Source organism: Acinetobacter sp. ANC 3832 (assembly GCF_002135415.1).
Classification (GTDB): domain Bacteria; phylum Pseudomonadota; class Gammaproteobacteria; order Pseudomonadales; family Moraxellaceae; genus Acinetobacter.
The window spans coordinates 179,307-191,589 of record NZ_NEGJ01000004.1 but is presented as its reverse complement, the minus strand read 5'-3'; the positions used below and the strand labels follow the sequence as shown (position 1 = coordinate 191,589).

Below are 12,283 nucleotides of genomic sequence, written 5' to 3'. Positions count from 1 at the left end.
ATCAATAACGTGCATTAGCTATCTAAATTCAATATTTCTCTCATATCGCATTTTAAATGCGCATGAAAGAACTCCTTTCTATTGCACATCGCATTTCATCCACATTGCTGGATGATCTGCTACAATATCGCCAATTTTTAATATTGATCAACTTTGATCTTAGTGCTGCAAATGTGCAGTAGGTATTTTCCATGAGCTTTAAAGATGAACTAGCGACTCAAGTCGCTCAACGCCGCACTTTTGCGATTATTTCGCATCCCGATGCTGGTAAAACCACTATGACAGAAAAACTACTGTTATGGGGTAAGGCGATTCAGGTTGCAGGTATGGTGAAAAGCCGTAAGTCTGATCGTGCTGCGACATCTGACTGGATGGAAATGGAAAAAGAACGTGGTATTTCAATCACGACCTCTGTAATGCAATTTCCTTTTAAAAAGCATGTAATTAATCTTCTTGATACACCTGGACATGAAGACTTTTCGGAAGATACATACCGTACATTAACAGCTGTTGACTCAGCATTGATGGTAATTGATGGTGCAAAAGGTGTCGAAGAACGTACCATTAAATTGATGGAAGTGTGTCGTATGCGTGATACACCGATTATTTCATTCGTCAACAAAATGGACCGTGAAATTCGTGAGCCATTAGAATTATTAAATGAAATTGAAAATGTACTTAAAATCAGTTGTGTCCCATTAACATGGCCAATGGGTACAGGGCGTGATTTTGCAGGCGTGTATAACCTGTTAGAAGAAAAATTTTATCTGTATAAAGCTGGTTTTGGTTCAACCATTACAGAAATTGAAATTCGTGATGGTTATGATTATCCAGATTTACGTGAAAAAGTAGGTGAGCTAGCGTTCGCTGCATTTGAAGAATCACTTGAATTGGTGCAAATGGCAAATGATCCACTTGATCATGCAGAGTTCTTAGCAGGGCGTCAGACCCCTGTATTGTTTGGTACAGCATTGGGTAACTTTGCTGTGGATCATGTTTTGGATGCCTTCATTAAATGGGCGCCTGAACCAAAAGCACATCCGACACAAGAACGTACTGTTGAAGCAGTTGAAGAAGGTTTTTCAGGCTTTGTATTTAAAATTCAAGCCAATATGGATCCGAAACATCGTGACCGTATTGCATTCATGCGGATCTGTTCAGGTAAGTATGAGAAAGGTTTGAAAATGAATCATGTTCGTCTCGGTAAAGATATCCGTATTAGTGATGCCTTAACGTTCCTAGCCGGTGAGCGTGAACAGCTTGAAGAAGCATGGCCGGGTGATATTATTGGTTTACATAACCACGGTACGATTCAAATTGGTGATACTTTTACTTCGGGTGAAAATCTACATTTCACAGGTATTCCACACTTTGCACCTGAAATGTTCCGTCGTGTTCGTTTAAAAGATCCTTTGAAATCTAAACAACTACAAAAGGGTTTAAAAGAGCTTTCAGAAGAAGGTGCAACACAGGTCTTCATGCCACAAATCAGCAATGATCTGATTGTCGGTGCTGTCGGTGTACTTCAGTTTGATGTTGTAGCGTATCGTTTGAAAGAAGAATACAAAGTTGATTGTATGTATGAGCCCGTCAACATTAATACAGTGCGTTGGGTTTCTTGTGCTGATGAAAAGAAATTCAATGAATTTAAGAAAAAGGCACATGACCAATTGTCTGTAGATGGTGGTGGTCACTTGACGTATCTTGCACCAAGTCGTGTAAATTTACAGATTATGCAAGAGCGTTATCCTGATATTGAATTCCGTGCGACACGTGAGCATTGATGCCTTATTGTTTGAATTAGCAAATTAAAATGTAAAAGCAGCTTCCTAGAGAAGCTGTTTTTGTATCAAAATAACCTATCTAAAAGATGAAGGGAATCTGGTATGTTCAAGGCTCAAGTACAAAACACGGCACAGCACAATACTAAAATGAAGATATTGCTACTTTGTTTCAGTGCTTTGGTTTTGAGTGCATGCGATTCTAAAAAAGAAAAAACTGAGCCAGATACAACTCAGGCAAAACTACAAGAAAAGGCTGAAGTATTACCTTACTTGAATATGCAAGAAGCGAAAGCGGTTTATGCTTTACCATTTTGTGAAAAGAAAAATTGTATTGAAGTCAATATTCAGACCATCAAAACACAAGACTCATGGTTGAACCAATGGATTGCCAATAACCAATCTACGGTCATTCAAAATCAAATTGGCTCAAAGCAAAGCATGACCTTACAACAGGCGATTAATGCTTATGTGAAGAAGTCTGATGTTTGGCAACAAGAATTTAATAAAAATAAAGCTTATGAATTGCATATGACAACGCGTATTGCTTCACAGCGTAATCAATTCGTTTTACTACAGCTTTCTGTAGATACCAAGCAAGAAGATATTTCAGTCAAAGAACGTCAGTATTTTTTTGTTGCTGATCGTAAGTTAAAGAAAAATTTAAGTGTACTTGATGTCATTCAAGCCAATAAACAAAATAAAATGAATGAATTAGTACAAGAAAAATATCAAGAATGGTTGAATCAACAAGATAAGGTTGTGAAAAAAGCAGCACCTAAAAAATTATATTGGGGGCAAGCCGATTGGTTCTTTGATGGTGAAGGGATCGGTTTACATTACCGTGCCAGTGAAATTGTGGCAGATGGTAAGCAACTGGATATTTATTTTTCAAAAGAACACACTCAAAATATTTTAAAGCCTGAAGTCTTTCATAAAATGTTTTAATTTTAGATACAAAACTGAATTGAGCATTTAAGTTTTAAGCGCTAGGCTGTTGAACAGTAATTGATTTTAAATCTTGTGTAAGGTTTGTGAAATGTTTAAAAATAAAAGTACTTTGGTTGGGGCTGTACTTATTTCAGCGTTGGCATTGTCTGCATGTCAGCCCAAGCTGGAGCAAAAAAAACAGGATCAAGAGGTTGATCAAACCAGTGCCTCAGAAACACAAGACCTAAAATTAAGCTTGGAAGGTAATACTGAAAAATTGGTTTTAGAGATGCCAGATTGTGATGGCAATCGTTGCCCTGATTTTTCTGTAGATCGCTTGCATACCAATCAGTTTGTTGTTGATAATATTATTGATCAAGCTATTTTGAAAAATTTGGATCATATTTTAGATATCAGTAATCAAAGTAAGAAGATTCAAGCTGAAAAAGAAAAAAATAAATCAGATCAGAAAGATCCTGATCAAGTCGCAAGTAGTACGGCGGCGATGGCCAATAAAATCGCCAATACGCCTGCACAAGAACTCAGTTTAAAAGTACAACCGTATCTCACGGCATTTTTAGCTTTAGATAAAGAGCTTAAAACTTTAGGTGCAAGTGGTAAAATTAATGTGATGGTCAGTCCTAAAATTTTAAATTCAGAAGGTCCTTTGGCGACCGTTGTATTGAACAGCAGTAGCTATTTGGGTGGTGCACATGGTTCATCATCCCAAACTTATTTTAACTTTGATTTAAAACACCAAAAGCAAGTGGAGTTAGATGGTATTCTTCAGCCGAATCAAAAAGCCAATCTGAACAAAATTGCGTATGAAGCATTTAAAGTTTGGGTGATGGAATCTAAGCTGGCAGACAATATGGCTGAGTATGAGCAAGTTTGGAAATTTAAACTGTCAGATAACTTTTATTTGGGTAAACAAGGTTTGATTTTACAATATGGCGAATATGAAATTGGCCCTTATGTGGTTGGTTTACCCCGTTTGGTCATTCCTTATGATCAACTCAAAACCATTATAAAAACAGAATATTTACCTGCTGATGTTCAAGTTGATCAGCCAACTTCTTCAGTTATCGCTACTGAGGCAAAGGCTAAATCATAATGCCTGATTATGCTTTGTTTGATACGCATACACATTTTGATGTACCTGATTTTGATCAAGATCGGGAGCAATTGGCGTATCAAGCAAAAGCAGTAGGTGTGGAAAAACTGATTTTGATTGGGTTTTTACAAGAACGGTTTCATGATTTAATTGATATTCATCACGAGTTGAATCACTTGGATCAAGCCCCGAAAAGTTATTTAGCACCTGGTTTACATCCTTTTTATATTGAACAACATCAAACTCAACATTTAGTCGATTTGGAAAATATTTTAAAAATGGAGGATTGTGTTGCGATTGGTGAAATTGGTTTAGATACTTTTTTTGCTCAACATAAGCAAATAAAAATTTTCCAAAAGCAAAAATATTTTTTCTCAGCACAGATTGAGCTTGCTCAACAATTTGATAAACCGATTCTTTTACATATCCGTAAATCTCATGCGGATGTTTTATCTATTCTCAAACAGCATCATTTTAAAAATGGTGGTATTGCACATGCCTTTAGTGGTGGTGTGGAAGAGGCGAAAGCATTGATCAAATTGGGTTTTAAAATGGGTGTGACAGGGCAAATTACCAATCCCAATGCAAAAAAATTACATGCTGTAGTTCAAGCCGTTGGTCTTGAACATTTGGTTTTGGAAACTGATTGTCCAGATATGACACCGCTTTGTTGTCAAACCTCACATGAGCTTCGAACACGGAATACCCCAGTAAATTTGCCTTATGTTTTAGAAGGTTTAGCTGAGAGTTTGGCGGTATCAAAAGAAAAGTTAGCGCAACAATTATGGCTTAATTCACATATCGCACTTGGTTTAAGCTAAGTTCAGCTTTCATTCTCAAATCTTAACCAATCAATAACATTCAAACTTTAAATTAAGCATAAATTAGAACAAGTACTTAACAACAGCTTAATAAAAATTTCATGCCAAGCCGGAGGATTACCTATGGCAAAGTACAGTCATATCAATGGCTTTAAAGCCTTAAAACAGTTAACTGTTGGATCAAAAAACTATCAAATATTCAGTTTGAAAGCAGCGCAACAACAGCTTGCTGAATTTTCTCAATTACCGAAGTCTTTGAAAGTCTTGCTCGAAAATCTACTCAGATTTGAAGATGATCTCACGGTCAAAAAAGAAGATATTCAAGCCATTGTTGATTGGCAGAAATCCAAAAAGTCAGATCAGGAAATTCAATATCGCCCAGCACGTGTATTGATGCAGGACTTTACAGGTGTGCCTGCAGTTGTAGATTTGGCTGCAATGCGTGCTGCGGTAGAAAAGGCAGGTGCTGATCCTGAAAAAATTAATCCACTTTCACCTGTAGATTTGGTCATCGACCATTCTGTGATGGTCGATTATTTTGGAACAGATCAGGCTTTTGAAGAAAATGTTGAGATTGAAATGCAACGTAATGGTGAGCGTTATCAATTTCTACGTTGGGGACAATCAGCATTTGATAACTTTAGTGTCGTACCACCGGGAACAGGTATTTGTCACCAAGTAAATCTGGAATATTTGGCGCAAGCAGTATGGTTGGGTGAAAGCGATGGAAAGACCTATGCTTTTCCAGATACGTTGGTTGGAACAGATTCACATACGACCATGATTAATGGCTTGGGTGTTTTAGGATGGGGCGTTGGTGGTATTGAAGCCGAAGCAGCCATGTTGGGACAACCAATTTCCATGCTGATTCCTGAAGTGATTGGTTTTAAGCTGATAGGAAAATTAAAAGAAGGAATTACCGCAACAGATTTGGTTTTAACGATTACTCAGATGTTACGTAAAAAAGGTGTTGTTGGAAAATTTGTTGAATTCTATGGTGATGGTCTTGCTGATTTACCCCTTGCGGACAGAGCAACCATTGCCAATATGGCACCTGAATATGGTGCAACCTGTGGATTCTTCCCTGTGGATGATGTTACCTTAGGATATATGCGTTTAACTGGACGTAAGGATGATCGAATTGCCTTGGTTGAAGCCTATAGCAAAGAACAAGGTTTATGGCGTTATGCAGGGGATGAACCTCTATTTACTGATACGTTAACACTAGATATGGCAACTGTGGTTGCGAGCGTTGCAGGGCCAAAACGTCCGCAAGATCGTGTGATTTTACAAGATATTCCAAGTACTTTTGATGCGGTGATGGAGTTGGATTTAAAACCTGCCAAAGTTGAGAAAGAACGTCTAGTCAATGAAGGTGGTGCAGGTGCAGCGATTGATGCAAAACAATCGTCTATACAAAATGAAGATCCGCATTGCGTGATTGATGGAAAACGGTATCCATTGGTGCATGGTGATGTGGTGATTTCAGCGATTACGTCATGTACCAATACCTCTAATCCAAGTGTGATGCTTGCCGCAGGGTTGTTGGCGAAGAAAGCGGTAGAGAAAGGATTACAACGGAAACCGTGGGTGAAAAGCTCACTGGCTCCCGGTTCTAAAGTGGTGACGGATTATTTAGAAGCCTCAGGTTTAATGTCTTATCTTGATCAGTTGGGCTATAACCTTGTCGGTTATGGTTGTACAACTTGTATTGGTAATTCGGGTCCTTTACCAAAACCAATTGAAGATGCAATTCAATGTTATGACTTAAATGTGGCTTCCGTACTTTCAGGGAATCGTAATTTTGAAGGTCGTGTACATCCATTGGTAAAAACCAATTGGTTAGCGTCACCGCCTTTGGTGGTTGCTTTTGGTTTGCTAGGTACGATTCGTAAAGATATTACAACAGAAGCTTTGGGTGAAGATCAGAATGGAAAAGCGATTTATCTGAAAGATATTTGGCCAAGTCAGGCTGAAATTGATCAGGTCTTACAAAAAGTAAATACAGAGATGTTCCATAAAGAATATGCCGCTGTATTTGATGGCGATGCGCAATGGCAATCTATACAGATTCCACAAAGCCAGACCTATGAATGGGCAGAGGATTCAACTTATATTCGTCATCCACCATTCTTTGATGGCATAGATAAACCTGCAAAACCGATTAAAAATATTGAGAATGCTCGAATCCTTGCTGTATTAGGCGATTCAGTGACCACCGACCATATTTCTCCTGCAGGTAATATTAAGCAAGACAGTCCAGCAGGTCGCTATTTACAAGAGCAAGGTGTCGCACCGAAAGATTTTAATTCCTATGGTTCACGCCGTGGTAATCATGAAGTGATGATGCGTGGTACATTCGCGAATATTCGAATTAAAAATGAAATGCTTGGCGGTGAAGAGGGTGGTAATACGCTTTATGTACCCACTGAAGAGAAAATGGCGATTTATGATGCTGCAATGAAATATCAGCAAGATGGAACGCCATTAGTCATCATTGCAGGTAAAGAATATGGCACAGGTTCATCCCGAGATTGGGCAGCAAAAGGAACCAATCTTCTTGGCGTAAAAGCGGTGATTGCAGAAAGTTTTGAGCGGATCCATCGTTCAAATTTAGTCGGTATGGGGGTTTTACCACTGCAGTTTGTTGATGGTCAAACTAGATTCTCATTAAACTTAACAGGGCAGGAGCAAATCTCGATTCATGGCTTGTCGAATTATATTCAGCCTCATCAAAGCTTGGAAGTGGAGATTAAACGTGCAGACGGTTCAATAGATCGTTTCAAAGTGTTATGTCGTATTGATACTTTGAACGAAGTGGAATACTTTAAGGCAGGTGGCATCTTACATTATGTATTACGTAATTTGATTGCTTCTTAAAAGATTGAATATGTGGTTCTCCAAGCCCTGCGTATAATGCAGGGCTTTTTTTATGAGGGAAATTACGTCATATTGAATTAATGTATTTAATGACTGAATTCGTATGATCAGAAATCAAAGTATCATTTTAATCGTATCGATATTACCTAGTTTGAGTTTTGCTCAGATTGAAACTCTAAATTTTCAAAAACAACAAATAACAAATCAGTTGAGCCAACAACTGTGTCAGCAACTACCTAAAGAATGTGGGAATAAAAATGATTGGAAATTTTATAAGGTTAAGCAAAAAACCAATCAAAACTATCTCATTTCAAATTTAAAACTGTTCCAAATTGAACAGAATAAGCAAATGTTTACAGTGCTCAATCAATGGGATTTTTCTAATTATCAACCTAAAACACAGCGTCCACGTTGGGCATCATACGATGAAGGTGATGAGATTAATCATGTATCTATTTTTCCAAAATTATTTAAAATCACTGATAAAGCATATGCTGTAGGTATTGTGCAAGAGTGGAATGAGGGATATTCAGGTGGTGGAATGAATGAAGAAGTCGCTGATTTTTTACAGCTCAAAGCAAATGGGCAATATCAACAGGTTTTCCAAAATGTTCCTTTGTCGATGTATCGAATGATTAGGGCTTGTTTTTCTGAGGAAGATTATAAAAAAGCAGGGGAGCAGTGCCATGATGAGTATACATTGAATACCCAAATAGAATATTCCACGCCTTATGAGTGGAAAGTGAAATATGAATATCAAAATTTTATTTCTAAAGTATCTGACTCAGAAATAAAATTGATTCATCAACGTAAAACCTATACGCTAAATTCAAATAAAGCCAATGCGATCCAATTTCCAAAAGCATGGTGATTTTAAGTGTTCTTCAATTATGTCGAATTTGCTAAAATATATTCGACTGTTTTTGCTTTTGATAGATAGAGAATGAACGAACTTCCCCAAGATGATGAATATGACCGCCGTTTTGCAGGTGTTGCCAAAATTTATGGTGATGATACATTTGCACATTATGAAAAAAGTCATGTCATGATTATTGGTATCGGTGGTGTCGGTTCTTGGGCTGTAGAGGCTTTAGCAAGAACAGGCATTGCTGAATTGACTTTAGTTGATATGGATTCAATTGCAGCATCGAATATTAATCGTCAATTGCCTGCAATTACTTCAACTTTAGGGTATGAAAAAATTGAAGTAATGGCAGAGCGCTGTCGTCAAATTAATTCTCGAATTAAAATCAATTTGATCGATGATTATTTGACACCTGAAAATGTTAAAGACATTTTGGCGAATATGCCAGATGTCGTTTTAGATTGCATTGATGATGTCAAAGCGAAATTAGCGCTGATGTTGCATTGCCGTTTTAACAAAATTCCGTTGATTGTATCGGGTGGAGCTGGTGGAAAATTAGATCCTCTAAAAATCCGAGTTGCTGATTTATCTAAAACTGAGCAAGATCCGATGTTGGCAAAACTGCGTACACAATTGCGTGGTCTAGGTATCTGTAAAAAAGCAAAAGAAAAATTTGGCATTACCTGTGTGTATTCAATTGATAATCCTTTTTCCAGTGCTGATGTCTGTGCAAATGCAGGATTACGCTGTGGTGGATATGGTTCAGCTGTTGTAGTGACTTCTAGTTTTGCGATGATTGCTGTGGCTGAAGTATTGAAAAAGTTAGATAAAATTAAATCTTAAAAATCGAATAGACATCTTGCATAAGATTTTTATTTTTCTGAATAGGGGAAATAAAAAAGCTTTATGTAAGAAGTCTAATCTCCTGAATTGGCTTTGAAACTCTAAAGATAAATACAAGGCTAAAAATGATAACAATAAATCCAGATGATCGACATAAAGTAGATTTTACAAGAATTGCTGTGATGATTTTGCTTGCTATAGGTATTGGTTATTATATTTATTCAACTGCTCAGTACTTTAAAGCAATGAAACAAGTTAATGAAGCGAATGATATGATTCATAATACTCATTCTTTATTTGGCTGGGCGATGTATCAGTATAAAAAGGATGTCTTAAAAGCATGTAATTTTGATAATATTCAACGTGTTCCTGAATCTGAAGATTTTCAGAATATGAATCGTGTTTTAGAACTCAATACAGACTTAAAAGTTGATGGAAAGTACGTCGAAAGAATACTCCTAACGCCTGATCAACAAGGATGTACAGTCACTGCATATTTTAAAAACAATCAAAGTATGAGTAAGGACGTTGCAGGTAAATATATATCCAGTCGTTATGATGTCAAAACAGAAAAAAGGCATTGCACAACAAATATTCAAAAACGTAGACTGGTGAAAGGTTGCCATCAGATATAAAAGCGAGCTAAATTGCTCGCTTTTTGGGTTCAAGTGTTTAGAAAAAAGATACTAAGAATGAATATATTTCATTTAACAGACTATTCAACTATCGACTTTTCGAGTAAGTAATCTTCTGTACGTTTAATCGCTTCTTTGATACCCATGATGGCATTTTCAACATCAGCAAAAGTTTTAGCATTACCACCGCTTAAAGCCTGACGCCATTTACGTGCGCCCGGTAAGTTTTGGAATAAACCCAGAATATGACGCGTAATAATGGAAAGCGGAGCGCCTTCTTCCATGCGTTTAGCAATATATGGCAGCATTTGATCCATAATGTCGAAACGATCAGGTGCTGCTAAACTCCATAATTGCCCAAGCTCAGCCAATAAATATGGATTGTGATACGCCTCACGACCAATCATTACACCATCAACATGTTTTAAATGTTCTTGAGTTTCAGCGAAGGTTTTAATTCCGCCATTAATCTCAATCAGTAAAATTGGACGATCTTTTTTTAAACGGTAGACATCTTCATAGCGTAAAGGTGGAACATCACGATTTTCTTTTGGTGATAAACCTTGAAGCAGGGCAATGCGTGCATGCACGATAAAATTATCACAGCCTGTTTTTGCAACTGTATCGACAAAATGCAACATCTCTTCATAAGACTGCATATTATCAATCCCAATACGGTGCTTTACCGTGACTGGAATATCAACCGCATTACGCATTTCAGCAATGCATTCAGCTACTAAGTCTGGCTCAGCCATTAAACATGCGCCAATTTTATTGTTTTGCACACGGTCACTTGGGCAACCGACATTCAGGTTAACTTCGTCATAGCCCCAATCTTGTGCCATCTTTGTACATACTGCTAGATCTTTCGGATTTGACCCACCAAGCTGTAACACAATAGGATGCTCTTCATTATTGTAATCTAAATGACGGTTTGCTCCGCCAAAGAGGATTGCACCTGTCGTCACCATTTCAGTGTACATAATCACGTTTGGATTAAACAAACGAGCAAAAAAACGATAGTCTTTGGTCGTCCAATCCATCATAGGCGCAACCGAAATACGTGGAAGCTTTGGTACATCTACGTTTTGTTGTAAATCAGTCATTTAGGCACCTATTGATTACTGCAATTTTCATGCGTATTTACAAACTTTCCAGTATTTTATGTATGTAATTGCAACTATACTGCTACTAAATTATTTCATTTAAAAAATAGTAGCAAAATGGGTTATATCACAGAGCTAAAGTCGAAGACTAAAGGTACCCGCTATAAAGCAGTAATAAAAATTCGGAAGAAAGAAATTGAGTTTTTCGAGACTGAAACTTTCAGCACTCGTACGCTTGCGAAAAGCTGGATTAGAAAAATTGAAGACAAATTAGAAAAGAATCCTGAGCTTTTGTCAAATAATAAACCATCTTTGTCGATGTCTTTGGCGAATGCGATTTCTAAATATATGTCTGAAGTCACTGATTATGGCAGAACAAAGAAGTTTACGCTTTTGCAAATCCAAAAATTTGATATTGCAGATTTACAACTGGATAGCTTGAAACGTTCAAATTTTGGTGAGCATGCTCAACGTCGGGCTCAGGGCTACAGTAATCATAGTTTCGAGTTAGCACCTGTAGTGGGTGCAACAATCAATTTTGAATTTCAATGTATTAAATCAGTTTTGGATCATGCTGATTTAGTTTGGGGAGTTGAAATTGATATTTTGGAATATGAAAAAGCAGTAAAGGGTTTACGCAAAGCTCGAATTATTGGTGATTCGGAAGAGCGAAATAGGCTGCCTACTACAAATGAACTTCAAGAGCTGACGACCACCAGTTTTTATGAGTTTAATTATGGTAGTCATTATGTCGGTGCACCTATGTATTTGCTTATTTGGTTGTGCATTTACACTGGGCGTCGGTTAAATGAATTAGTCCGTTTAAAAATCAAAGATTACGATAGAGATCATCAAAAATGGTTTATAGAAGGAATAAAACATCCGAATGGTTCTAAAGGCAATGATAAGTGGTTTGTCGTATCTGAATCTGCGGAATTAATTATTAAAGAGTTGCTTAAACCCAAAGTTAGAAAGCGAATGCTTCAGCGTGGTGGAGATGGTCAGTATTTAGTGCCATTTAGAACAGAAGCAATTGATAAAAATTGGCGAAGGTTGCGTAATGCCCTTGGTATTGATGGTTTACATTTTCATGATCTTCGGCATGAAGCTGCTACACGTTTAGCAGAGCAAGGGAAAACTATTCCTCAGATTCAACAATACACTTTGCATGATGATTGGAATAGCTTAAAGCGTTATGTGAATTTAGATATTATTAGAAGGGAAGTATTGGATTACCCTGAAGCAATAGAAAATGCAGCAAATACACCCATTAGAAAAATTAAAGCCTCTAAATAGAGGCTTATGAAT

Annotated in this window: 10 protein-coding genes; 9 read left to right on the top strand and 1 reads right to left on the bottom strand. The window is 37.2% G+C overall.

What is annotated here, in order from left to right; all coding sequences use genetic code 11:
* The first annotated feature begins 191 nt into the window (after window positions 1–191).
* From B9T35_RS07575 to B9T35_RS07540, 8 genes are all read left to right on the top strand, one after another.
* Entirely contained in the window at window positions 192–1,784 is a 1,593-nt protein-coding gene (locus B9T35_RS07575) for a peptide chain release factor 3 (RefSeq protein WP_086190513.1), read from the top strand.
* 147 nt (window positions 1,785–1,931) lie between these two features.
* Window positions 1,932–2,729 carry a hypothetical protein gene (locus tag B9T35_RS07570; protein WP_086190621.1) on the top strand — a complete coding sequence of 266 codons (798 nt, stop codon included), beginning with the start codon at window positions 1,932–1,934 and terminating at the stop codon, window positions 2,727–2,729.
* Window positions 2,730–2,820: 91 nt separating this feature from the next.
* The gene (locus tag B9T35_RS07565; RefSeq protein ID WP_086190512.1) at window positions 2,821–3,825 is read left to right on the top strand and encodes an RsiV family protein; all 1,005 of its coding nucleotides are present in this window, start codon (window positions 2,821–2,823) and stop codon (window positions 3,823–3,825) included.
* Entirely contained in the window at window positions 3,825–4,646 is an 822-nt protein-coding gene (locus tag B9T35_RS07560) for a TatD family hydrolase (RefSeq protein WP_086190511.1), read from the top strand. The genes B9T35_RS07565 and B9T35_RS07560 overlap by 1 nt, the downstream gene beginning before the upstream one ends.
* Window positions 4,647–4,769: 123 nt before the next feature.
* Window positions 4,770–7,526, top strand: coding sequence for an aconitate hydratase AcnA (acnA, locus tag B9T35_RS07555; protein WP_086190510.1), 2,757 nt, complete (start codon window positions 4,770–4,772; stop codon window positions 7,524–7,526).
* A 103-nt stretch (window positions 7,527–7,629) separates the two neighbouring features.
* Window positions 7,630–8,397: a hypothetical protein gene (locus B9T35_RS07550; RefSeq protein WP_086190509.1), complete on the top strand. Its 768-nt coding sequence runs from the start codon at window positions 7,630–7,632 to the stop codon at window positions 8,395–8,397.
* Window positions 8,398–8,469: 72 nt separating this feature from the next.
* Window positions 8,470–9,234, top strand: a complete 765-nt coding sequence (locus tag B9T35_RS07545) for a ThiF family adenylyltransferase (protein ID WP_086190508.1) — start codon at window positions 8,470–8,472, stop codon at window positions 9,232–9,234.
* A gap of 125 nt (window positions 9,235–9,359) precedes the next feature.
* The gene (locus B9T35_RS07540; RefSeq protein ID WP_086190507.1) at window positions 9,360–9,869 is read left to right on the top strand and encodes a hypothetical protein; all 510 of its coding nucleotides are present in this window, start codon (window positions 9,360–9,362) and stop codon (window positions 9,867–9,869) included.
* A gap of 80 nt (window positions 9,870–9,949) precedes the next feature.
* Here B9T35_RS07540 and dusA read toward each other — a convergent pair whose 3' ends face one another.
* The gene (gene dusA, locus B9T35_RS07535) at window positions 9,950–10,975 is read right to left on the bottom strand and encodes a tRNA dihydrouridine(20/20a) synthase DusA (protein WP_086190506.1); all 1,026 of its coding nucleotides are present in this window, start codon (window positions 10,973–10,975) and stop codon (window positions 9,950–9,952) included.
* A 117-nt stretch (window positions 10,976–11,092) separates the two neighbouring features.
* Between dusA and B9T35_RS07530 the strand changes: the two genes are divergently transcribed.
* A complete protein-coding gene (locus B9T35_RS07530; protein ID WP_086190505.1) occupies window positions 11,093–12,271 on the top strand; it encodes a tyrosine-type recombinase/integrase in 1,179 nt (392 codons plus the stop codon).
* The last annotated feature ends 12 nt before the right edge of the window (window positions 12,272–12,283 follow it).